Below are 24237 nucleotides of genomic sequence, written 5' to 3'. Positions count from 1 at the left end.
CGAAAAATTATGTCCACACCTCAATTCTTTAAGCGCAGCATCCTTGCTACTCTGGTGAGTCTTGCCTGTCTTTCTTCGACAGCGCAGGCGCAAACCGCCAGCTCAAACCAACTGGTACTGGAATCGGCAACGATGGATTTGAAAGCAGATCCATGCACGCAATTTTTTGAATATGCGAATGGGCTATGGTTGAAAAATAATCCAATTCCTGCTGATCGCTCGCGCTACAGTGCTTACGATGAGGTCACCGAGCGCAATATGATTGCCTTGAAAAAAATCGCGGAAACAGCTGCTGCGGGTCACGATCAACACCGCGCAGCGCAGCTGGTTGGCGCGTTTTACGCCAGCGGTATGAATGAAGCGCAAATCGAAAAAGAGGGCGTACGTCCACTGGATGCGACATTGGCGAAAATTAACGCTATTGGTGATAAGCAGCAGCTGATTTCCATGATTGCTGTATTGCATAAGCAGGGCATCAATCCCTTATTTGGCTTTACGATCGATCAGGATGCGAAAAATGCGAACCGCTATATTCCACAACTGATGCAAGGCGGTCTGGGCTTGCCGGATCGTGATTACTATCTGAAAACCGATACAAAAACGAAAGAAATTCGCGCTAAATATCTGTCTTACATGACGCAGATGTTTAGCTTTCTGGGCGATACATCTGACGTCGCAGCAAAAAATGCAGCAGATGTGCTGGCGCTGGAAACCCGTCTCGCCAAGGTTTCTCTGACCAAGGTTGAGTTGCGCGATCCGCAGGCCAGCTATCATTTGTCAGACTTGGCTGGGTTGCAGAAACTGACGAAATCCACACCGTGGGCCACGTATTTTTCGGGTGTTGGGCTGACACAGCCGGGGCAGTTCAATATTGCGCATCCTAAATTTTTCGCCGAAGCCGATCGCCTGCTGGATCGCGTACCACTGGATCAGTGGAAAACCTATTTGCGTTGGGAATTGCTGAATACGCGGGCATCAGCACTCAGCTCTGCATTAGTCAATGCGCATTTTGATTTTTACGGCAAAACTCTGGCCGGGACGAAAGAGCTGCAACCGCGCTGGAAACGGGTGCTGGCAAGCATCGATGCTCACACTGGTGAGGCCATGGGTGAGTTGTATGTGGCTCAGTTCTTCGGACCCGAAGCGAAAGCTGGCGTGCAGGAAATGGTGACGAACATCAAGGCGGCGATGCGCGACAGTATCGGTAAGCTGGAGTGGATGTCCGATGTGACCAAGCAGCAATCGTATAAAAAACTCGACACGGTGATGGTGAAAATCGGTTACCCCGATGTCTGGCGCGATTACTCTGGCTTGCAGATTGACAAGGGCTCGTATGCCGACAACATCGCGCGCGCCTCTGAATTCGAGTTTAAGCGTGTGCTGGCAAAATTAGGTAAGCCTATTGACCGCAATGAATGGGGTATGACGCCGCAAACGGTGAACGCCTATTACAACCCGACCATGAATGAAATGGTCTTCCCGGCTGGGATATTGCAACCGCCGCTGTACCATGTGAATGCCGACCCGGCAGCGAATTACGGTAATACCGGTGCGACGATAGGGCATGAACTGACGCATGGTTTTGATGATGAAGGGCGGCAGTTCGACGCACAGGGAAATCTGAAAAGCTGGTGGACACCGCAGGATGAGAAAAAATTCTTGTTGCGCGCCAAGGCCATTGAGCGTCAGTTCGATGAATTTAATCCTATCGATCAACTGCACATTAACGGCAAGCTGACTGCCGGTGAAAATATAGCCGATCTGGGTGGCTTGAAAATCGCGTTACAAGCCTTACGTCAATCGTTGAAGGCCAAACCGCAGGCTGCAGAAATTGACGGCCTGACGCCGGATCAGCGCTTCTTCGTTGCGAATGCCCAAAGTTTCCGCAGCCTGATTCGTGATGAAATGTTGCGCATGAAACTGGCAACAGATCCGCATGCACCGGACAAATACCGCGTCATTGCGCCGCTGGCAAACATGCCCGAATTTGCGGAGGCATTCCAATGTAAGGGCGATCGTTCGCCATTGCGTCAGGGCGCGAAGCGCGTGAACATCTGGTAACAGCGTATACTATCGCCTTTGCTGTGATCCCAACGCCGGTTTCGCCCACAGTGCAACCGGCGTTTTTTATCCTCAATTTCCCTGAAAAACAGGGGGTATATGCCAAAACTAGCCTATTGTCAGCATAAACACTAGGCCTTTTTATATACCCCGGGGAGTATATTTTGATGCCGGAACGCCTTCCAGCGCGCTTCCGGCGATAGGCAGAGAATGATGGAAGCTACCAAAGTCGTTGAATTTGAACGTCCTTTAATGGAAGAAGGCAGCAGTTGTGTCGCTAATGCCGGGGCCAAAGTGCCGGATATGCCGACACCGGAAGAAAAAATCGCCCTGAAAAACCGTATCCGCAGCTTGCTGAAAGAAAAGCAGGCGGTGCTGGTTGCGCATTATTATGTGGATGCCGACTTGCAGGATCTGGCCGAAGAAACCGGCGGTTGCGTATCGGATTCGCTGGAAATGGCGCGTTTCGGGCGGGATCATCCGGCCAAAACGCTGATCGTCGCTGGTGTTAAATTCATGGGCGAAACAGCCAAAATCCTCAGTCCTGAAAAAACGATACTGATGCCGGATCTGGATGCGACCTGCTCGCTCGATCTGGGGTGTCCGGCAGATGAGTTTGCGGCGTTTTGCGATGCGCATCCTGACCGCACCGTTGTCGTGTACGCCAATACCAGTGCCGCTGTCAAAGCGCGTGCCGATTGGATGGTAACGTCCAGTATCGGTCTCGATATCGTCGCGCATCTGCATGCGCAGGGCAAAAAAATCTTGTGGGCACCAGACAAACATCTGGGCGGCTATATCCAGAAAAAAACCGGTGCCGACATGTTGTTGTGGCAGGGTTCCTGCCTTGTGCATGACGAATTCAAAGGCATAGAGCTGGATTTGCTGAAGGCCGAGCATCCAAATGCAAAAATTCTGGTGCACCCAGAGTCGCCTGCTGCCGTCGTTGCGCTGGCCGATGTGGTGGGTTCGACGTCGCAAATGATTCACGCGGCGCAGACCATGGATGCGCAGGAATTCATTGTCGCCACCGACAACGGCATCCTGCACAAAATGCAGCTGGCTGCACCCGGCAAAACGTTCATCGTTGCGCCAACGGCGGGCAATAGCGCGACATGTAAAAGCTGTGCGCACTGCCCGTGGATGGCGATGAACGGCTTGCGCAATCTGTTGCATGTGCTGGAAAACGGCGATCATGAAATTCATGTTGATCCTGTGGTCGGGCAAAAAGCGCGGGTCTGCATTGATCGCATGCTGGATTTTGCTGCAGCGAAAAAAGCCAATGTGCGCCCATCGTCCGATCTGGCAAAAGAAGCTAACTTATTTTCCGGCATTGGCCCGGCTTAATGAAACTCCGCTCAGGATTTTGTACTCATGCCTAGTAATTTGAAAAATTCTCATTCGCCGTTTGATGCCGATCTGCAAAAAGCGTTTGAACGCAATATCCGCGATGCACTGGCCGAAGATGTCGGTGCCGCCGACCTGACTGGCTTGTTGGTGCCTGCCGATGAAATCGTACAGGCGCAAGTGATAGTGCGCGAAGATGCCATTCTGTGTGGTGCGCCGTGGTTCGATGCCGTGATGACGACGCTGAATCCCACTATCGAAGTGGATTGGCAATACGCCGAAGGTGCGCAGATGAAGGCAAATACCGTGGTCTGCAAAATCAAGGCGCCAGCCCGTGCTTTGCTGACGGCCGAACGTTCCGCGCTGAATTTCCTGCAGTTGTTGTCTGCGGTTGCGACTGCGACCGGCAAGTATGTTGCTATCATCGCCGGCACTAAAGCGGCGATTCTCGATACGCGCAAAACCTTGCCAGGGCTGCGTCTGGCGCAAAAATATGCGGTACGTGTTGGCGGTGGAAAAAACCAACGTCTGGCTTTGTATGACGGCATTTTGATCAAGGAAAATCATATCGCTGCCGCTGGTGGTGTCGCCGCTGCCATGCAACAGGCACTGAGCCTGAATGCCGGTGTCAGCATACAGATAGAAGTGGAAACGCTGGAGCAATTACAGACGGCATTGCAAGCCGGTGCGACATCGATTTTGCTGGATAACTTCGATACCGCAATGATGCGTGAAGCCGTGGCAATCAACGCAGGCCGGGCTTTGCTGGAAGCATCCGGTGGTATTGATCATGTCACCGTTCGCGCGATTGCTGAAACCGGCGTTGACCGTATTTCCATCGGCAGCCTGACCAAGGATATCAAGGCGACGGATTATTCTTTACGGATTATCTGAGCGCTGACAGGTTTCCCGTTCTTTTTTTCGCATAAAGCAATGCCGCCAGAGCCCGCATAGATATTGGGCTGTGGCGGCATTGTTTTTTGCCGTTTTCGTGATTCTTGATTGTGTTGTATCGCCTGATGCTTATTTTTTGCGCTTCGGTGTCAGTACTGTTGGTAAGGCCTTTGGCAAGGTGTCGGGATAATCGCGACTGAAATGCAGGCCGCGACTTTCGCGGCGAGACAGGGCGCTGTTGACGATGAGCGACGCCACTTCAACCAGATTGCGCAATTCCAGTAAGTGGTTGGAAATGCGGAAGTTGGCGTAATACTCGTCGATTTCTTCTTTCAGCAAACGTATCCTGTGCTTCGCGCGCTCCAGTCGTTTGGTGGTGCGTACGATACCGACATAATTCCACATGAAGCGGCGCAATTCATCCCAGTTGTGGGCGATCACGACTTCTTCATCGGCGTCAGAGACGCGGCTTTCATCCCAGTCAGGTAGGGCGATCGGTGTGATTCTTTCCTGACTTTCTATGTGTTTTGCTGCGGCACGGCCAACGACCAGACATTCAAGCAGGGAATTGCTGGCGAGACGATTCGCTCCATGCAGGCCAGTGTAAGCTGTTTCGCCGACCGCATACAGGCCGTGCAGATCGGTTCTGCCATCGGTATCGGTAACAATGCCGCCGCAGGTGAAATGTACAGCGGGCACGACAGGAATACCTTGTTTCGTAATGTCGATGCCGAGCTCCAGACAGCGTGCATAAATCGTCGGGAAATGTTCCTTCAGAAATTCCGGCGGTTGGTGGCTGATGTCGAGTTCTACATAATCGAGGCCGCGTTTTTTCATTTCGAAGTCGATCGCGCGCGCCACCACGTCACGCGGTGCGAGCTCCAGACGTTCATCATGATCGGCCATGAAACGCTTGCCAGCGGCGGCACCTGCTTCGGCGGGCAATTTTAAAATACCGCCTTCGCCACGCACCGCTTCCGTGATCAGGAAAGATTTGGCAAATGGGTGATACAGACAGGTTGGGTGAAACTGAATAAATTCCATATTGCCGACGCGGCAGCCTGCGCGCCATGCCATTGCAATACCGTCGCCAGTCGCTGTATCCGGATTCGTGGTGTACAGATAAACTTTGCCTGCGCCACCGGTCGCCATCACGGTATGCTGAGCGGAGAAGGTATCGACTTTTCCGGTTTTAACGTCTTGCACATACAGGCCGAGACAACGTGGTGTCGGTGAGGTGTCGCCGAGCTTTGCGGAGGTGATAACGTCAATCGCGTAATGATGTTCAAACAGCGCGATGTTGGGGTGGTTGCGCACCTTTTGTTCCAGCGTGACTTGCACCGCATGTCCGGTGGCGTCGGCGGCATGAATGATGCGACGCTGACTATGACCACCTTCGCGCGTCAGATGAAAGCCGAGTTCTGCTTCCTCGTCGCGGGTGAATGGCACGCCTTGTTCTATCAGCCAATCTATCGCTTCACGCCCATGCTCAACAATATAACGGGTTGCTCCTTCATCGCACAGGCCGCCACCAGCGATCAGTGTGTCTGAAATATGCTGATCATGACTGTCATGCGAATCCAGCACGGCGGCAATGCCGCCCTGAGCCCAATTGCTGGCACCGTCAAGCAATTCGCGTTTGGAGATGATGGCAACCTTGCGTGTTTGTGCCAGATGTAAGGCGACGGATAAGCCCGCCAGACCGCTGCCAACGATGACTACATCGAAATTCTTCATAAAGAGCTTTATAAAAACGCGCTGTCTTGTTGCGCCGTCTTGTTGTTAAATGGCCGCGATTTTTAAGTCGCGGCAAACGTGCTGACAGACCTGCGTTTGTTGAAATGATTTATTTTATTATTTTATGACGACAGGTCTCACTTTGGCTGCAGCTTCTTTGGCCAGGCGGCGTGCTGTGTCGGTGTCGCACGCTGCTGCCAATGCCACGCCCATGCGCCGGCGTGCGAAAGATTCCGGTTTGCCGAACAGGCGGATATCCGTTCCCGGTACTTGTAATGCCTCCGCAACGCCTTCAAATGCGATACCTTTTGCTTCGTGTTGGCCGTAAATGACCGCTGATGCCGCCGGTGTCCGTAATGCGACATCGACCGGCAAGCCCAGTATGGCTTTGGCATGCAGCTCGAATTCATTCTGCACCTGACTCGACATGGTGACCATGCCCGTGTCATGTGGACGTGGGCTGACTTCGGAGAACCAGACCATCTCGTTTTTGACGAATAATTCAACCCCAAACAAACCGAGACCGCCGAGATTATCGGTAATTTTCTTGGCGATATCACGTGCACCTTGCAGCGCCTGCGGGTGCATCGCTTGTGGTTGCCACGATTCGACGTAATCTCCCTGTACTTGAACGTGACCGATAGGCTCGCAGAAGTGCGTCTGGATTTCGCCATTGCTGCCTACGGCGCGTACGGTCAGTTGTGTGATTTCGTAGTCGAAATCGATGAAACCTTCAACAATCACGCGACCAGAATTGACGCGCCCACCCGCTGCAGCGTAGTTCCAGGCGGTTTCTACGTCAGCTGCGCTATCGAGTTTTGACTGACCCTTGCCGGAAGATGACATCACGGGTTTGACGATGCAAGGAAAGCCGATGTCGTCGCATGCAATGCGTAATTCTTCCAGGCTATCGGCGAAGCGATATGGCGATGTCGCCAGCCCTAATGTTTCTGCTGCAAGGCGACGTATGCCTTCGCGATTCATTGTCAGCCACGCTGCGCGCGCCGTCGGAATCACCTGCACCTTGCCAGCATTTTCGAGTTCAACCAACGTCGGAGTAGCGATGGCTTCGATTTCTGGAACAACCAGATCAGGCTGCTCGACTTCAATCAGTGCCGCCAATGCTGCGCCATCTGTCATATCGATAACGTAAGCGCGATGTGCGACCTGATGACCCGGTGCATTTTCATAGCGATCCACAGCGATCACTTCGACTCCCAGTCGTTGCAGTGAAATGATGACTTCTTTCCCCAGTTCACCTGAGCCCAGCAGCATAACTTTGGTTGCGGAAGGGGAGAGTGGGGTGCCTAAAGTTTGAATCGGTTTCATATTTATGTCGGATAGTTTTTGTGTGATTTTGTCGTCGCCACCAGCATGTGGCTTTCGCTTATTTATGCAATGCGCGGTTGAGCCGATTTATCGTTAACAGAAAGCCAGCAACGATATCAAGGTGAAATTATACTGAGTAAAGTCAAACTTAATCCTTAAGATTGCAATGAAAGCTTGTAAAACCGCTTGACACAAGGCTTTCCGGCTTGTTTTAATACCGGATGCAGATTTCCTGCTTGCCGTGATAGATGCGAGACTGAGAAACAATCGAATACATCGTCGCGAAATTCAAATTTTTGTGAGGGGGCTTTAAGTGAATAAAACTGAGTTGATCGATCATATTGCGAAAACAGCGGATATTTCAAAAGCGGCTTCTTCCCGCGCTCTGGACGCTTTGATCGGTGCGGTAAAAACAACGCTGAAGAAAAACGGTACAGTCACACTGGTTGGTTTTGGTACTTTCTCCGTCGGTAAACGTGCAGCGAGAACTGGCCGTAATCCACGCACCGGAGAAGCAATTAAAATCAAGGCGGCTAAGGTTCCTAAATTTAAACCTGGCAAAGCATTGAAAGATGCTGTAAACTAATGATCTTTCGCGACGCCGTGACAATGGTGGCGCGGGTGTAAATTGAAGGTGCGGGCGCTTAGCTCAGTTGGTAGAGCGGAGCCCTTACAAGGCTTAGGTCGGGAGTTCGAGCCTCTCAGCGCCCACCAGTTAATTTATGCATAGTAGTAAAAAAGGAGTGGTAGTTCAGTTGGTTAGAATACCGGCCTGTCACGCCGGGGGTCGCGGGTTCGAGCCCCGTCCGCTCCGCCAGAAAACTGAAAAGGCGAACGAAAGTTCGCCTTTTTTTATATTTGCAATTTTGTGATTGTTATTCTTCGTCATACGATAGGTTGAACATGTTTGAATTTATTCGTACCCATCAGCGCTTAATGCAATTTTTATTGTTGCTGATTATTTTTCCTTCGTTCGCCTTTTTTGGTATCGAGAGTTATACCAGATCGCAAGCGACTGCCGGTGCGACGGTTGCAACGGTTGCAGGCCAGGCGGTCACTCAGCAGGAGCTGGATGCCGCTTTGCGCGAACAGTTGGATAAATTTCGCCAGAGCTATGGTCCGCAATTCGACTCTAAGATGTTGAATACTCCGGAAATGAGGAAAAATGTTCTGGATGAGTTGATTGCCCGTAAAGCCGTTGCTGCTGAAATTAAAAATAGCAAACTGACGGTGACCGATCAGACTTTGCAGCAACAGATTCTGGCATTGCCTGGTCTGGTGAAGGCGGATGGCAGCTTCGATAAAGAACGGTATCTGAATTATCTTGCTTCTCAGGGGATGACTCAGGCTATGTTTGATCAACGTATGCGCCAGGATCTGACGGTTGAGCAGTTGGCTGGTGCTGTGCAGAACACGAGTTTTATTCCAAAAACGGTCGTGGATCGTATTGCGCTGATCAGCGAGCAGGAGCGTGAAGTTCAGATGTTGAACTTTAAAACGGCTGATTTTACCTCGCAGGTAAAAGTCACTGATGATATGGTGAAAGCTTATTACGATAAAAATGCTGCGCAATTCGAAATTCCTGAGTCAATCAAAGCCGAATATGTTGTCTTGAATAATGATGTATTGCAGGCGCAGGTTGCTGTTTCTGATGCGGAAGTGCAGGAGTTCTATAAAAGCAATGCGAAAGCCTATAGCGTTGATGAGCAGCGCCGCGCCAGTCATATTCTGATTGCGGCGAAAAAAGACGCCAGTGATGCTGAAAAGGCGAAGGCAAAAGCGAAGGCTGAATCATTGTTGGCAGAAGTTCGCAAAAATCCTGCTTCATTCGCAAAGCTGGCAAAAGAAAATTCTCAGGATCCAGGCTCGGCAGAGCGTGGTGGTGATCTCGACTTCTTCGGTAAAGGTGCGATGGTCAAGCCTTTTGAGGATGCTGCTTACAAGCTGAAGCAAGGCGAAGTTAGCGATGTTGTGCAGTCTGATTTCGGTTTTCATATCATTCAGTTGACGGATGTTAAGCCTGCGATGGTCAAACCTCTGGATGAGGTGAGGGCGCAAATTACTGCTGATATTAAGAAGCAGAAGGCAGCAAAGGCGTATGCTGAGGCGGCGGAAACTTTTGGTAATACAGTTTATGAGCAGGCGGATAGTCTGAAACCGGTCGCAGATAAACTGAAGCTCAAAATAGAAGTAGTTGATGGTTTGATGCGCGAACCGAATAAGGCGTTGCCGGCTTCTGTGTTGACGAATAATGCCAAATTTCTGACTGCTATTTTTGCTGACGGTGCTGTGAAGAAAAAACACAACACAGAAGCGGTTGAGGTTGCACCAAATACTCTGATTGCGGGTCGTATTCTGGAATACAAAGCGGCTAGCAAGCGCCCGTTGGAAGAGGTAAAGCCGACGATCGTTGCGAAACTTACGCAATCCGAAGCTGAGGCTTTGGCTGAAAAAGAAGGTAAGGCTAAACTGGCCGCATTGAAAGCGGCGGATTCTGTTGCCGGATTCTCGGATGTGAAAGTGATTTCACGTGCGAAGCCGCAGGATATTCCAGCGGCAGCATTTGTGCAGGTGATGAAGGCGGATACACAAAAATTGCCAGCTTATGTTGGTGTGGCGCTCGGCGGTGGCGGTTATAGTGTTTTCCGTATTTCGAAGGTGAGTGCAGGTGTTCCTGATGCGGCAAAACGTGCATCAGATGCGCAGCAAATTGCCAGTATGCAGTCGCAACAGGATCTTTTGACTTACATAGAGTTGTTGAAAAAAAAGGCGAAAGTCAGCGTCAATAAATCGGCTTTGGCAGCTCCGGTTCAAGTAGTTCAGTAATCAAAAAAGATGACCATAAAACGGCGCCAGAACGGTGCCGTTTTTTTTTGCGCAAACCGTTAATCGGCGTTATTCTTGAGGCTGTTGCGAATAGCATGAAGCAGGCGCAGATTCCGGTAATATTTGATATGTATCAATGTAGTTGTGCAGTGCGGTTGTTATTCTTTCAGTGTATTTTTACAACAGAGTGAGATCATGACGATAACTAAAGAAAACTCATACAACTATCGGGTTGTACGCCAATTTTCTGTCATGGCTGTAGTTTGGGGAATAGTCGGCATGCTTGTGGGCGTGGTGATTGCTACTCAACTGGCCTTTCCAGAATTTTTAACAGGGATACCTTGGCTTAGCTATGGGCGCTTGCGACCCTTGCATACTAATGCAGTAATTTTTGCGTTTGGCGGATGTGCGTTGATGGCGACATCTTATTATGTAGTTCAGCGTACTTCCAACGTGCGCTTGTTTTCTGATGGTTTGGCTGAATTTACTTTCTGGGGGTGGCAACTGGTGATCGTTGCTGCAGCCGTTTCTCTGCCTCTGGGTTTTACTCAAGGTAAAGAATACGCTGAACTGGAATGGCCAATTGATTTGCTGATTGCAGTCGTTTGGGTTGCTTACGCGATTGTGTTTTTCGGCACACTGGCTAAACGTAAAGTAGAGCATATTTATGTTGCAAACTGGTTTTACGGCGCGTTCATTCTCGCCGTCGCAGTGTTGCATATCGTAAATAGTGCTGCATTGCCAGTCTCATTGACTAAATCCTACTCAGCTTATGCTGGTGTGCAGGATGCGATGGTTCAGTGGTGGTACGGTCATAATGCGGTTGGTTTCTTCCTGACTGCAGGTTTCCTTGGAATGATGTATTACTTCGTTCCTAAGCAAATCGAGCGCCCTGTGTACTCCTATCGTTTGTCGATCGTTCACTTCTGGGCATTGATTTTTACCTACATGTGGGCGGGTCCGCATCATTTGCACTACACGGCATTACCTGATTGGGCGCAGTCCATCGGTATGGTGTTCTCCCTGATTCTGCTGGCTCCATCATGGGGTGGTATGGTCAACGGTATTATGACTTTGTCTGGTGCCTGGAGTAAATTGCGTTCAGATCCTATCCTGCGCTTCCTGATCGTGTCTCTGTCCTTCTATGGTATGTCGACATTTGAAGGTCCTATGATGGCGATCAAAACCGTCAATGCCTTGTCGCACTACACTGACTGGACTGTTGGTCACGTTCACTCCGGTGCTTTGGGTTGGGTTGGCTTTATTTCCATCGGTAGTTTGTATTACCTGATTCCACGTTTGTTTGGACAGACACAAATGTACAGCAAGCGTCTGATCGAGATTCATTTCTGGGTTGCGACTATCGGCGTTGTTTTGTACATCGCTTCTATGTGGATTGCCGGTGTGATGCAAGGTCTGATGTGGCGTGCAGTAAATGAAGACGGTACTTTGACTTACTCTTTCGTTGAGTCTGTTAAAGCGACATTCCCTTACTACGTCATCCGTTTAACAGGTGGTGCAATGTATCTGAGTGGCATGTTTATCATGGCATACAACGTTGCGAAAACATTGATGGCTGCGAAACCAGTGAATAACGCGATACCTGCGTTGTCTGCTAATTCCGCTCATGCTTAAATCAACAGGAGAAATTTGATGCGTAATTTTACTCATGATCTGATTGAGCGTAACGTAGGCTTGCTGCTGGTGCTGACCATTCTGACGATCAGCTTCGGTGGTCTGGTTGAAATTGTTCCGCTGTTTTTTCAGAAATCGACAACGCAACCTGTTCAGGGAATGCAGCCTTACACGCCATTGCAATTGGCGGGGCGCGATATTTATCTGCGTGAAGGTTGCTACGGCTGCCATTCACAGATGATTCGTCCTTTCCGTGCTGAAACTGAGCGCTATGGTCACTATTCCGTTGCGGGTGAGTCTGTCTACGACCATCCTTTCCAATGGGGTAGTAAGCGTACTGGTCCTGATCTGGCACGTGTCGGTGGTCGTTACAGTGATAACTGGCATCGTGATCACTTAAATGATCCTCGCTCAGTTGTTGTTGAGTCGAATATGCCAGCTTATCCATGGTTAGCAAAAACACCGCTGGATCCAAATAGCATTGTTCCAAAACTGAATGCGATGAAAACTTTAGGTGTTCCATATACTGACGAGCAAATCAAAGCAGGTCCGGCAGAACTGGCAAATAAATCGGAGCAAGATGCTTTGATTGCATATCTGCAGGTTCTTGGAACAGCGATTAAAAATAAAAACTAAAGAGTGGCTCCTTGGGTTATCACTTTTTGAAAGGGTAAATTATGAATTTCACGATCCTGAGCAGTGTGGTGACGTTGATTAGCCTGTTTGTATTTCTGGGCATCGTCTACTGGGCGTTTAGTTCCGGTAACAAGGAGCGCTTCGAAAAACTGGCTCGCTTGCCAATTGATAATGAGAATGGAAAATAGTCATGGCAGATTTTTTTAATGAATGGTGGGGCATAGGTATCGCCACCATCGTGGCTCTCGGCATGGTCTTTTGCGTTGTGCTGTTATGGTCGCAGTCAAAAGTGAAGGTGAAGGTTGGTGCTGATGGTAAGCCTTTGCCAGCAGAAACCACTGGTCACGTGTGGGATGGTACTCTGATGGAGCAAAATAACCCGCTTCCGCAATGGTGGAAATGGTTGTTCTATCTGACGATCATTTTCAGCGTGGGCTATTTGATTGTCTACCCAGGTTTTGGTGGAAATCAAGGATCGTTTGGCTGGAGCCAGGTTGGTGCTTATGAAAAAGAAATGAAAGATGGTGAGGCGCAATACGGTCCGATTTTCAATAAATACCTGGCAATGGATATCAAGGATGTTGCGAAAGATCCGCAAGCACGTGAAATTGGTCAGCGTCTTTTCCTGAACACTTGTGCGCAATGCCATGGATCTGATGCCCAAGGCGGTAAAGGTTATCCAAATCTGACAGATAGCGACTGGCTGTATGGCGGCGATCCTGAAGTCATCAAGACTACTATCACTCATGGTCGTAACGGCATGATGCCACCAATGGGTGCAGCAATTGGTAGCGATGATGATGTTCGTAACGTTGCTAACTATGTATTGAGTTTGTCTAATTCTGCACATGATCCTATCAAAGCAGCGATAGGTAAACCAAAGTTTGCCGCTTGCGCAGCATGTCATGGTGCTGATGGTAAGGGAAATCAGGCTTTGGGTGCGCCGAATCTGACAGATAAAATCTGGTTGTATGGTGGCAGTATCGATACCGTAATGGAAACGATCAATAAAGGCCGCACTAACCAGATGCCTGCACATAAGACTATACTTACAGAAGGAAAAATTCATCTGTTAGCAGCGTATGTCTGGGGGCTGTCAAACAATACAGAAGCAGGGAAAGTATCTGATTCTGAAGCTAAGAGCATCAAGCAAATTGCTACCGCTGTTGTACCTGCTGCGGATAACGCCGTAAAATAAGCGTAAGAGCATTTGTTTAAATAAGAAAGACGAAGTTTTAAAATGAAGCATATCCCCATTACTCCGGTGCCGATGGATGAAGTAGAGCTGGCTCTGTTTGAGGAACGTAAGAAAGTTTATCCTCGTACGCAAAAGGGTTGGTTTGCATCCTGGCGCTGGGTAATGGTGGCTTTTACACAGTTACTGTTTTACGGTACTGCCTGGCTCAACTGGAATGAGAGACAAGCGGTATTGTTCGATTTGGTTGCACGTAAGTTTTACATATTTGGAATTGTTTTCTGGCCGCAGGATTTTATTTATCTCGCGGTGTTGCTGGTAATCTCGGCGTTGTCCTTGTTTTTATTTACAGCAGTTGCGGGACGTTTATTCTGTGGCTACGCCTGCCCGCAAACGGTATACACCGAAATCTTTTTATGGATAGAGCGCAAGGTTGAAGGTGACCGTAATGCGCGTATCAAACTTGATACAGGTCCATTAACTGCTCGCAAATTCTCTTTAAAATTCGTTAAACACTTTTTATGGCTGATTTTAAGCTTGTGGACGGGTTTTACGTTTGTTGGATATTTCACACCAATACGTGAATTAGCTATTTCTGTCGGATCCTTTACCTTGGGTCCATGGGAAACATTCTGGTTCCTTTTTTATGGTTTTGCCACCTACGGCAACGCAGGCTGGATGCGTGAGCAGGTCTGCAAATATATGTGTCCTTATGCGCGCTTCCAAAGCGCAATGTTCGATAAAGACACATTGATTGTGACTTACGATACCGAGCGCGGTGAGCCACGTGGTTCTCGCAACAAGAAGGTTGATTTTAAAGCTGCTGGTCTGGGCTCTTGTGTTGATTGTGGTATCTGTGTTCAGGTTTGCCCGACTGGAATTGATATTCGTAACGGCTTGCAATACGAGTGTATTGCTTGTGGTTTGTGTATTGATGGTTGTGATCAGGTCATGGATAAAATGGGTTATGAGCGTGGATTGATCCGCTATACAACTGAACATGCACTGACACGCAAGTTAGATAACAAGGCGATGTGGAAACGGGTATTCCGCTTACGTACCTTGGTTTACAGCGGTATTTTAGGATTAATTATCATCGTCGCAGCAGTGTCTCTGGTCTATCACGTACCATTAAAAGTGGATGTGATTCGCGATCGTGGTATGCCAAAAATTACTGAAAATGGCGAGATAGAAAATGTCTACCGCCTGCAAGTCATGAATACGCAGGAATCTGCACGCAGGTATTCGGTAGAAATTCAGGGTGTTAAGGGTGCAACAATTTTGAATAATGTTGATATCGACGTTAAATCTGCCGCAGCAAAAGCTTTTCCGGTGCGTGTACGAGTTCCGGCGAATGTTCTACAGACAGGATCCAATCGAATTCGGTTTGTCGTTAAAGATCTCGATGCGCCTGATGTTTCCGTCACTGAAAAAGCTGTGTTTATTGTTCCCCGCTAAGGAGTGGTTATGGATGCAATCCTGATTTCAAAAAAAAGAGATAAATGGTTCAAAGAACCTTGGCTTTTGTTAGTCGCGGGCGGACCTGCAATCGTTGTTTGTGCGAGTATTTTTACTGGTGCCATTGCATTTCGTGGAGCAGATAAGGTTGTTGCTGAAGATTATTACAAGCAAGGCTTAATGATCAATAAAGATATTCAGCGTGATGCGAAATCAAGAGAATTGCATTTAGGTGCAACGCTGAGTCTCGACGTGTCCTCTGGAAAACTTCGTATGCAGTTGAAAGGTGACGGTTTGTTACCTGACACTGTGAAGCTGAGTCTTGCTAATGCCGCTGAAGGTGCGACATCTGTAAACGAAGTCGTTCATCGCTTACCTATGGTGCAAGTTAGCCCTGGGATTTATGAGGGTGACTTAAAGTTAGTCTCGAGTATTTTTTCAAGCTCTGTTAAATTGTTTCACATTAAATTAGAAACGACTGATTGGCGACTGACCGGGGATTGGTTTGAACCAGAGCAAAAGGTCGCGCAATTAGGTATGGCAAAATAATTGCGCATCCCTATGATTTGTTGACTGATCAGTTGAATAATCACTAAAGGGGACGAGATTGGAACATCAGAATTCAGCTCACAGCAAAGCTTATTTACGGCCAATGTTGATGATAGTGTTGTGGCCAGCATTTCTAATGGCATGTGCTGCAACAGGATTGTTTTTTAGTCTCGTTGATCCTATGGAGTTGATTATATTTGATCAGCGTCTGCAGTTGCATCTTACAGGTGTGTACACAATAGGTTTTTTCATGTTCTGGCTGTTAGGCATTCTCTCCAGCGGTTTGACTGCTTTACTGGTACAGAAGGCTCATTAACCACGATTCAGACACCAGTCTGCTAACCATCTTTATTCAATCGGTGTGTAGCTCTTGAATACTGCTGCGCAATGCGTGTCAGTTTCATCTCTTAAGCGAGATATAGTTATTATCTCGTGTTCATTCCGATTTATTTATTACTATGCTGACTCTGCCCCTGATACTTGCTGCTGTAACCGCCGGTATCGCGGGAGGGGTGCATTGTGTAGGTATGTGCGGTGGTATCTCTTCCATGCTTAGTCGTGCCGGGAGCAATGGAAGAAAAGTGATTCCTATCAGTCGGAGTGATGATACTGAAAGCCAGCCGCAAGTCTTGGTAAATACTGGTATTCGTTTTCAGGCTTTGCTACAGGCCGGCAGACTTTCCACATATATGATGATTGGTGCAGTGTTTGGTGGTTTGGGAAGTGCAGGCATGATTTTGAAACCTTACTTTCCGGTTCATCAGATTTTGTTTGTCATTGGTAATCTTGCGCTGATTATTTTGGGGCTCAAAGTTGTTGGGTTTCGTTTTCACATAAATGCTCTGAGTCCTTATTTTTCGCGCCTACAGCAAGCATTGTTTTTTTTTGCGCCGCCGCTAAAGCAAAGTATTGAATATCCGTTCTTTGTCGGTATGGCTTGGGGATGTCTGCCTTGTGGGTTACTTTGGGGGATGGCACCTTTTGCTTTGCTATCGGGAGATGCATTTTCGGGTGCAATACTGATGTTGTTATTCGGTTTGAGTGCAATGCCACATCTGTTGTTGAGTCAGGGCATATTTAATGCTGTCAGTAAGGTCAGGGTGCCTTCGGTATTGAAATACACTGGCGCGTTTGTACTGATAGGTATAGGATTGATCGGACTCTGGTATCCAGATATGCAGCAGATGCCCGGTTTTCTTTGTGTCTTGCCTGATCGCTAGCTTTTTTTAGGTGTCAGTCAGTGTGGCGACTACGCTTTGGTATTGATCAGCGTTCCTAATAATTCATCAGCGGTTTTCACCATTTTTGCGTTGATGTCAAATCCAGCTTGGTATTGAATAGACTGCACTATCTCTTTCGTAAGATCAGTGCCGCTGGTCTCTTGTGTTGCCATCTTAAAACCCTGTTGGCTGATGCTGACGGTCACACCACCATTGCTTGCCTCTTGAAACGCAGCTTGCTGAGGTATGAAGCCTTGTGTTTCCGCGTTCGCTACATTGTGACTGGAAACATCTAAGGCTGTCTGATTTGCTCGCATGCCTGACAGTCCATTGCTCAAAATAGAAGATAGCATCAGCTTTCCTTTGAAAATATTGCCATATGCAGAGTGTATCCCGTATTTTTTTGCATCACGATGTGTTTTACAATATTTAATCTGTCAGCGGTAATCTTATTTCCAGAGTAGTGCCTTCTCCAGGTGTGCTCAGAACCTGAAATTCACCGTTCATTGCTTTAATTCTTTCCCTCATGCCTACCAAGCCGAATGAGCTGGTTTTCCCCATATCTTCTTCAACAATTCCTTTACCATTGTCGTTAATGTTTAATTTAAGTTCTGCGTGAGAGCGTTGAAATTCGATCTGAACATCGCTTGCTTCAGAGTGACGTGCAACATTGGTCAGTGACTCCTGAATAATACGGAAAATGGCTGTGCTTCGCGCGTCGTCTAACGTCAGTTGATCTTCGTCAGCAATCAATTCGCAATTTATGCGATGTCGGTGAGAGAAATCTCTCTGTAAAGTCTGTAGCGCAAAGAACAGTCCTCCCTCATCCAGTGCGCGTGGGCGCAGATCTGTGGCGATACGACGGAGTGTAGTAATCGCAGTCAATATCAACTGATCCATGCTGTTGATCGTGGGTTTATTTCTATCCAGAAATGACAGATCCCGTTGCAGTAATGATAAATCCATCCTAAGTGCAGCGAGCAGCTGACCCAGATCGTCATGTAGTTCACGCGCGATGTGCTTACGCTCCTCTTCTCGGATCGATTGTAGTGTCGCTGAGAGCTGGCTGAGTTGCTCATGATACTTTGCCATTTTCTCTTTTGCGACTTTTCGGTCAGTAATGTCTCTGAAGATGACCGTGTAGTAGCGTTTTCCGTTTTCCAGTTGATGTGCAATTGATGCCTCGATCGGAAACTCCTCACCTGATGCGCGACATCCGGTGACATAAAAGTCTTCAAAATGGGTGCCCATCTTGCGGCGGGTGATACCGGCCTCTCCAAATTGCTGCACGTGAATTTTATGCGTCTCGCGATGGCGTGCCGGAATTAAACGGTTAAGGGATGTTCCGACTAATTCATTTACTTCATAGCCGAAAATTAACGCAGCGGCGGGATTGACCAGGATGATTTCCTGTTTGTCGTCAACGGTGATGATGCCATCAATTGCAGTATCGATCATGCGACTCAGACGTTGGCGTTCCAGTTTTAATTCTTCAGCAGATTTTGCCAGATTATTAGTAGAAGCAGCGAGGCTTGCATAGGGGGTATGGATGTTGACAGCGACCATGCTGCGGTAAATCGCAATCGCCGAAAATAGTAGAAATGTATGCCCTATGACGACATTGACATCACTGGTTTCTGCATAGATGGAGAAGTAGACTTCAGACATTGCCATCAAGACGGTGGCCAGAAACAGTGGAACTCTGTCGATATGTAAATGCTCTGCAGATTTGTCAATCTGGAAGCGTAGTGCGTGTCTGTAAAATAAAACTGCAGCTAAGATATGTGCTGCAATTAATGAGGTTTCGCAGGCGACTTTGAACGATGTCTGACCGGCTCCCTGAATGAATGTAAGCGGAATTAAATTGGGAAATGCAAAAACCAGAATTCCCCAGCCTAACGTGGCTAGTAAGCCGGCACTCAAAACCCCATACGATTGCATCTGACTTATTTCTGAGTCTTCCGGATCAAACGCAAGCCCTAGCAAAGTTGTCGCGATTATTGATCTCGAGATAAGCCAGAAACTCATTGATTTATGCATGTCTCCTGCGGTTTCGAATCCAGGCATACCTTGAAATGTGAGCGTATGAAAAAAGCCTAATATTGCTGTACAGAGAAATGCGACTGCCAGTATCACACTACTTTTTTTACGTACTTCACCAAAAGCATTCCAGCAAACGATAAACACCGAGGCAAAAATAACGATGGTCACTGTCTCTAGAAAGGTATGTACCGGGAGCGGCGCTGGTACGACGAAGACGGAGAGACGCTCCTGGTCTATCCATAAAAAACAGGAAAGTACAAACAGGAACCCCGCGATCCAACGCGCTTCGGATAGTCTTGATGTTAGTGAGAGTGAATTTGATGACATGCGACTTGATGATATTGAGTGAGATCTGTCTATTCTAAGGGCTGAAATCAGCTTGTATTGATGTCTTGGTAAAAAAAATGGCACCCATCAGTGGATGCCATTATTACCGAGGCGGTGAACCTGACGCCAGTAATGATCAATGAGACATAAATACAGGAACCGTCATACTTTCAAGAATGGTCTTAGTCACGCCACCCATGATCATTTCCCTGAAACGGGAATGTCCATAACCACCCATCACTATCATATCGCTATCGAGGTCATGTGCTAATGAGAGCAATGCGTTACCGATATCAGTGGAAGTTTTGTGCACTGAGACCTCGACTTTAACGCCATGTCTTGCGAGGTAAAGAGCGATATCAGCGCCGGGTTGCTCGCCGTGGGCATCAGGCGTGGATTTTGGATTGAAAATGGCAACCTGAACTACATCTGCTTTTTTTAGTAAGGGCAGTGCATCAGTAACTGCACGGGTCGATTCCCGACTTGCATCCCAAGAGATCAAGGGGCGTTTTGCGATCGTATTAAAATCTCCTGCATAAGGAATGATGAGTACCGGACGCCCGGAATTCATCACAATATATTCAGGAAAATCTGGTAATACTGAAGGTGAGGGCTCGTCGTGATTGGTTTGTCCTATGATCACCAAGTCACTATATCTGGCTTGAAGGCCAATTCCACCACCAGCTTCATCATTTGCAACCATGCTTTCATGTGATGAAACACCAATCGTTTCCACTTCGCGATTGAAATTGGCGACGGCTTTTTCAGCGCGTTCTCTGAGAAAATTGAGATGGATCGTCAAGTTCGGGTCGCTGGCACTGATGTTTCCGTCCTGATAGATAAAACGTGAAACGCCGGTGACTGCTGTCCCGATTAAATGTGCATCTTCAGCTTTAGCAATTTCAGCCGCAAATTTGACTCTTAAATTCGATCGCCCTGATTCATCAACGTGCACAAGTATGGTTTTATATGTCATGTCATTGCTCCTGTTAATTTTTTCTTCGCGTCAGAGCTTTAAAAAACTCTTAGAGAAAAATCGGTAATGAATCAAAATCGGCGATGCAAATTTTTGTATAAGTTGCCAGATTCTAGCTTAAATATTTTATACGGCAACCGCTGTTTCACTTCCCCACTGTGGAAGCAGTTTTTTTCCAACCATTACAGATACTTTTTCGCTGACTTTATTTCGGGTTTTTGCTGGCGGCAGACGACGCAGGGTTTTCAACGCAGTCGTATCAAGTAAGCATATTTCACGTTGATCGACGCTGATTAATCCCATTTCGTTAAATGCAGACAGCGTCCGGCTAACGGTTTCTAATGTCAAGCCAAGGTAGCTGCCGATTTCGTGGCGAGTCATACGCAGGTTGAATGATTTTCCAGAGTAACCTAACTGGCTGAAGCGTTCGCCCAGTGTGGTCAGAAAACGGGCAACTTTGGCTTCTGCGCTAAGTGCGCTAAGCATGCCTATCATTAATTGTTCACGAACCAGTTCGCGGCTCATGACGCTGAACATTGCATGTTCTAATTCAACATAGCTGCGCCCCAGATTTGCAAAAGCCTTGTAAGGCAAAATAATGATGTCGCAATCTGACAGAGCAACAGCTTCTGACGCGTGTTGTTGATTATGGATGCCATCGATTCCAAGCAGATCACCCTTCATCGGAAAGCTCAGTACTTGTTCGTTACCGTATTCATCAATTAATACAGTTTTCAGGAATCCCGAGTTGACAACATACAGCGCTTCAAAATTCTGTCCTATCGTATGGATGCGCTGACCAGCTTTAAAGCGAACATGCTGAAATAAGGCTTCTTCATCCGTTGAGTTAAGAGGAGTAGGAATATTTAACAGATCACAGACCTGACTCAGGTCTGACCACAAATTGCCGTGGCAACGCCAACCTGCCTCGTTTGACATCACTGGTAGCATCGCTTTGTTTGCTGCAATATGTTGGCTGACTGGGCGGGATGATTGGGCAACTGTTGTCATGTGAGTCTCCTGGATAAACGAAAATTAATTAACTTGTTTCGACGCATCTGGACTTTCCCAGTCATACAGAAAATTCTGTATCTGGTCGAAGTCAGTAGATTTGTCGAGAAAACCGTCTGCACCAGCGCGCATAGCGTGCACGCGATTGTCTTCAGTTGAGTGATTCGTGAGAATGACAATCTTGACCTCTGGTTTATTTTGCTTCACATCTTTCAAAAGTTGCAAGCCATTTTTGTCACCTAATTGCAAGTCAAGAATCATTGCATCAGTGTCACTATTGATAACACTGTCGTAGGCAGTATCGATGTCGCCAGAAACACCGATAACGTGCATCCCTGGTATTTCTTCTATGAAACGAACGAGTCGGTTTTGAATTAAAACCGAATCTTCAACGATAAATAAATTCATGGTGCGCGTGATGTAAGACATCGCTTGTTTGCTTGATGTCTATTATCACGGCTTCGCTTTTTGATTTAAATCAGGTAATGCTGATTTGAATTGTCAGATTTGAGGCTGATCTTATAGGAATATTCCTACAAGATAGTGATGGTGGAGGTGCTTGGTCAGACGTTAGGGACCAGAAGATTATGGGCGACAGCGTACTGAACCAGGTCGGAAATGTTGCTCATATTCATTTTTTGCATAATACGCATCTTATGTGTGCTGACTGTTTTTACACTGAGATGTAGCAAATCACCAATTTCTGTAATCGTTTTTCCCTTGACGATATGGCTGAAAACCTCAAACTCTCTATCGGAAAGGCTGGTGTGTGGGAGGTTATCGTCGGCAGGCATCGCATTCATGGCTAACTGCTCCGCCACTTCTATGCTGATATAGGGGCGTCCCGAAGCTACTTTGCGCAATGCTGTAACCAGTTGTGTGCCCGCACTTTCTTTTGTTAGATACCCTCTGGCGCCAGCTCTGATCGCACGCACAGCGTATTGCTCTTCTTCATGCATGGTGAGAATCAGGATGGGGAGCTTGGGGAATTCATCTTTGATCTGACGTATCAGGTCGACGCCGCTTCGCCCTGGCATGGACAGATCCATTAACAGGACATCAAACTGTGCGTTTCTCACTTTTTCCAAAGTGTCAAAACCGTCGATAGCTTCTGCAACCACACGTATGTCGTCGTTTCCATCAAGTATGCGCTTGAGTCCTTCACGCATGATAGTGTGGTCATCGGCAATAAGAATTCTAATCATTGATCAGTGGTGCAGTTAAATTTTGTGCAAGCTGAGTCGCAAGGCATGCACTATTGTACTGTACAACCCGATTAGTTGCTTATTGCCTATGTCCGTGGCTACCAGCTCAGTGTTTTTTGACTCTGTGCACCAGAACTGGAATATCACACATGGATAAAACTTTGCTTGTCGTGCTACCCAAAAGTAATTGTCCGACCCCACTGCGTCCGTGGGACGCGATAAAGATCAGGTCGCAAGCATATTGCTGTGCTGTATGGACAATTTCCTTCGCAGGAGCATCGCTAAACTTGACGACACTTTCAAACTCCAGACCTTCCTTATGCGCAGCTACTCTGGCCGGCTCCAGATAAGATTCGCCAAAGGCACGCATTGCCGCCTGGTATTCTTCTTCCGTCGGAGTGTTTGGCGGAATGATGTCGATGTAAATAGGGTACTGATAATTCGCCGCTACAAAAATTCCAACTACCTTGGCATTTACTTTTTTTGCAAACTCAATACCCGCTTGAATGCTGGCATTGGCCAGCTCAGACCCGTCGGTCGGCATAAGAATTTTGCTATACATCGTTCTTCCTTTCAGTTGAGTAGTGGCAGATCGAACCTTTATAATGGATTATCTGAGGGATGTGCGTTTGATTAATAACAAATTTCAAGGTGGTTAATCACACGTTGATACATCCTGCCGATAGTCCCCCCTCTGGACTGAACGAGAGGGGAGAATTAATGATGTACAGCATCTTTTTAGAAATGTTTTAATCCTATCGCTGCTTTCACTTCATCGGTTGTTTTGGCTGCAATCTCCCGCGCTTTTTGTGTCCCCTCTTTGAGCATTTGTAGAACCTGACCGCGATCTTTGGCATATTCCTCGCGACGCTCACGAATTGGTGCAAGCAGATCCTGTAATATTCCTTCAAGACGCGCCTTGACTACGCTGTCACCCAAACCGCCGCGTGTGTAGTGGTCTTTCATTGCTTGTAATCCGATTTTGTCTTCATCGAACGCATCCAGATAAATAAAGGCGACGTTATCTTCCAGGTGTCCAGGATCGCTGACGCGCAGATGCAACGGATCTGTATAAACATTGCGTACTGCCGCTTTTATCTCTGCCGGGCTGGCGCCGAGGTTGATCGTGTTCCCGAGGGATTTACTCATTTTGGCTTTTCCGTCGATACCCGGCAAACGACCGATCTTTGGCACCAACGCCTGACATTCAACCAGAATATCTTTTTTAGCCAGACGATTGAACCGGCGAACGATTTCGTTTGTCTGTTCAATCATAGGAATCTGGTCTTCGCCCACAGGTACCAGACTCGCTTTGAATGCAGTAATGTCGGCGGCCTGACTGACAGGGTATGTCAGAAATCCAGCAGGAATATCGCGCTCAAAATTACGCAGAATAATCTCTTGTTTGATCGTCGGATTGCGTTCCAGGCGGGCAACCGAAACCAGATTCAGATAGTAGAACGTTAATTCTGTCAGTTCAGGAATTTGCGACTGAATAAAGATCGTGGATTTAGTGGGGTCAATGCCAACGGCGAGGTAATCCAGTGCAACCTCAAGTACGTTGTCATGAACTTTGGCCGGATTGTCCATATTGTCCGTCAATGCCTGTGCATCGGCGAGCATGATGTACTGCTGATATTGATGTTGATATTTGACGCGGTTGCGCAGACTGCCGACAAAATGTCCCAGATGAAGAGGGCCAGTAGGGCGGTCGCCAGTCAGAATGGTGTGGTTTTTATTTTCAGTTGTACTTGCTTGCATAAAAATTCCGTTGTTTACGTGCGTAAA

General features: G+C 47.6%; 22 protein-coding genes and 2 tRNA genes. 14 read left to right on the top strand and 10 right to left on the bottom strand.

What is annotated here, in order from left to right:
- The first annotated feature begins 9 nt into the window (after window positions 1-9).
- From Undi14_RS13935 to nadC, 3 genes are all read left to right on the top strand, one after another.
- Complete coding sequence (locus Undi14_RS13935) at window positions 10-2061, top strand: M13 family metallopeptidase (RefSeq protein ID WP_200180959.1); 2052 nt, start codon at window positions 10-12, stop codon at window positions 2059-2061.
- Between the two features lie 210 nt (window positions 2062-2271).
- Window positions 2272-3408 carry a quinolinate synthase NadA gene (gene nadA / locus Undi14_RS13930; RefSeq protein ID WP_370589959.1) on the top strand — a complete coding sequence of 379 codons (1137 nt, stop codon included), beginning with the start codon at window positions 2272-2274 and terminating at the stop codon, window positions 3406-3408.
- Between the two features lie 27 nt (window positions 3409-3435).
- Window positions 3436-4302, top strand: coding sequence for a carboxylating nicotinate-nucleotide diphosphorylase (nadC, locus tag Undi14_RS13925; RefSeq protein WP_200180958.1), 867 nt, complete (start codon window positions 3436-3438; stop codon window positions 4300-4302).
- A 129-nt stretch (window positions 4303-4431) separates the two neighbouring features.
- On the opposite strand, the gene nadB is transcribed toward nadC, so the two are convergent.
- Both nadB and purT read right to left on the bottom strand, forming a co-directional pair.
- Complete coding sequence (nadB, locus tag Undi14_RS13920; RefSeq protein WP_200180957.1) at window positions 4432-6039, bottom strand: L-aspartate oxidase; 1608 nt, start codon at window positions 6037-6039, stop codon at window positions 4432-4434.
- Between the two features lie 117 nt (window positions 6040-6156).
- Window positions 6157-7368 carry a formate-dependent phosphoribosylglycinamide formyltransferase gene (gene purT, locus Undi14_RS13915; RefSeq protein WP_200180956.1) on the bottom strand — a complete coding sequence of 404 codons (1212 nt, stop codon included), beginning with the start codon at window positions 7366-7368 and terminating at the stop codon, window positions 6157-6159.
- A 313-nt stretch (window positions 7369-7681) separates the two neighbouring features.
- Between purT and Undi14_RS13910 the strand changes: the two genes are divergently transcribed.
- The 11 genes from Undi14_RS13910 (at window position 7682) to Undi14_RS13860 (ending at window position 16887) form a co-directional block, all read left to right on the top strand.
- Window positions 7682-7954 carry an HU family DNA-binding protein gene (locus Undi14_RS13910; protein ID WP_186885834.1) on the top strand — a complete coding sequence of 91 codons (273 nt, stop codon included), beginning with the start codon at window positions 7682-7684 and terminating at the stop codon, window positions 7952-7954.
- Between the two features lie 52 nt (window positions 7955-8006).
- A tRNA-Val gene (locus Undi14_RS13905) sits at window positions 8007-8082 on the top strand.
- 26 nt (window positions 8083-8108) lie between these two features.
- Window positions 8109-8185, top strand: a tRNA-Asp gene (locus Undi14_RS13900).
- Between the two features lie 86 nt (window positions 8186-8271).
- Window positions 8272-10194 (top strand): SurA N-terminal domain-containing protein, encoded by a 1923-nt coding sequence (locus Undi14_RS13895; RefSeq protein ID WP_200180955.1) that lies wholly within the window; start codon window positions 8272-8274, stop codon window positions 10192-10194.
- A gap of 195 nt (window positions 10195-10389) precedes the next feature.
- A complete protein-coding gene (gene ccoN / locus Undi14_RS13890; RefSeq protein WP_200180953.1) occupies window positions 10390-11829 on the top strand; it encodes a cytochrome-c oxidase, cbb3-type subunit I in 1440 nt (479 codons plus the stop codon).
- An 18-nt stretch (window positions 11830-11847) separates the two neighbouring features.
- Window positions 11848-12465 (top strand): cytochrome-c oxidase, cbb3-type subunit II, encoded by a 618-nt coding sequence (ccoO, locus tag Undi14_RS13885; RefSeq protein WP_186898113.1) that lies wholly within the window; start codon window positions 11848-11850, stop codon window positions 12463-12465.
- A 41-nt stretch (window positions 12466-12506) separates the two neighbouring features.
- Window positions 12507-12653: a cbb3-type cytochrome c oxidase subunit 3 gene (locus tag Undi14_RS13880; protein WP_186885838.1), complete on the top strand. Its 147-nt coding sequence runs from the start codon at window positions 12507-12509 to the stop codon at window positions 12651-12653.
- Window positions 12654-12655: 2 nt separating this feature from the next.
- A complete protein-coding gene (gene ccoP / locus Undi14_RS13875) occupies window positions 12656-13663 on the top strand; it encodes a cytochrome-c oxidase, cbb3-type subunit III (protein WP_186885839.1) in 1008 nt (335 codons plus the stop codon).
- Window positions 13664-13705: 42 nt separating this feature from the next.
- Window positions 13706-15118 (top strand): cytochrome c oxidase accessory protein CcoG, encoded by a 1413-nt coding sequence (gene ccoG / locus Undi14_RS13870; protein ID WP_190480692.1) that lies wholly within the window; start codon window positions 13706-13708, stop codon window positions 15116-15118.
- A gap of 9 nt (window positions 15119-15127) precedes the next feature.
- A complete protein-coding gene (locus tag Undi14_RS13865; RefSeq protein ID WP_190480690.1) occupies window positions 15128-15667 on the top strand; it encodes a FixH family protein in 540 nt (179 codons plus the stop codon).
- A gap of 458 nt (window positions 15668-16125) precedes the next feature.
- Window positions 16126-16887 carry a sulfite exporter TauE/SafE family protein gene (locus Undi14_RS13860; RefSeq protein WP_200180952.1) on the top strand — a complete coding sequence of 254 codons (762 nt, stop codon included), beginning with the start codon at window positions 16126-16128 and terminating at the stop codon, window positions 16885-16887.
- A gap of 29 nt (window positions 16888-16916) precedes the next feature.
- Here the strand turns inward: Undi14_RS13860 and Undi14_RS13855 are convergent, their stop codons facing one another.
- The 8 genes from Undi14_RS13855 to trpS all read right to left on the bottom strand — a co-directional run bounded on the left by Undi14_RS13855 (window position 16917) and on the right by trpS (window position 24210).
- Entirely contained in the window at window positions 16917-17240 is a 324-nt protein-coding gene (locus Undi14_RS13855; RefSeq protein WP_223827054.1) for a flagellar basal body rod C-terminal domain-containing protein, read from the bottom strand.
- 76 nt (window positions 17241-17316) lie between these two features.
- Window positions 17317-19257, bottom strand: coding sequence for an MASE3 domain-containing protein (locus Undi14_RS13850; RefSeq protein ID WP_200180951.1), 1941 nt, complete (start codon window positions 19255-19257; stop codon window positions 17317-17319).
- 136 nt (window positions 19258-19393) lie between these two features.
- Window positions 19394-20233, bottom strand: a complete 840-nt coding sequence (locus Undi14_RS13845) for a universal stress protein (protein ID WP_200180950.1) — start codon at window positions 20231-20233, stop codon at window positions 19394-19396.
- A 126-nt stretch (window positions 20234-20359) separates the two neighbouring features.
- Window positions 20360-21172 (bottom strand): helix-turn-helix domain-containing protein, encoded by an 813-nt coding sequence (locus Undi14_RS13840; protein WP_370587111.1) that lies wholly within the window; start codon window positions 21170-21172, stop codon window positions 20360-20362.
- 96 nt (window positions 21173-21268) lie between these two features.
- The gene (locus Undi14_RS13835; RefSeq protein WP_200180949.1) at window positions 21269-21652 is read right to left on the bottom strand and encodes a response regulator transcription factor; all 384 of its coding nucleotides are present in this window, start codon (window positions 21650-21652) and stop codon (window positions 21269-21271) included.
- A gap of 155 nt (window positions 21653-21807) precedes the next feature.
- The gene (locus Undi14_RS13830; protein ID WP_200180947.1) at window positions 21808-22449 is read right to left on the bottom strand and encodes a response regulator transcription factor; all 642 of its coding nucleotides are present in this window, start codon (window positions 22447-22449) and stop codon (window positions 21808-21810) included.
- Window positions 22450-22555: 106 nt separating this feature from the next.
- Window positions 22556-23011 carry a universal stress protein gene (locus Undi14_RS13825; RefSeq protein ID WP_186885847.1) on the bottom strand — a complete coding sequence of 152 codons (456 nt, stop codon included), beginning with the start codon at window positions 23009-23011 and terminating at the stop codon, window positions 22556-22558.
- Between the two features lie 176 nt (window positions 23012-23187).
- Window positions 23188-24210 (bottom strand): tryptophan--tRNA ligase, encoded by a 1023-nt coding sequence (gene trpS, locus Undi14_RS13820; RefSeq protein WP_200180945.1) that lies wholly within the window; start codon window positions 24208-24210, stop codon window positions 23188-23190.
- Between the last annotated feature and the right edge of the window lie 27 nt (window positions 24211-24237).

It is taken from the genome of Undibacterium sp. 14-3-2 (assembly GCF_016595265.1).
In the GTDB taxonomy this organism is placed as follows: domain Bacteria; phylum Pseudomonadota; class Gammaproteobacteria; order Burkholderiales; family Burkholderiaceae_D; genus Undibacterium; species Undibacterium aquatile.
This window is presented reverse-complemented; position numbering and strand designations above follow the sequence as displayed.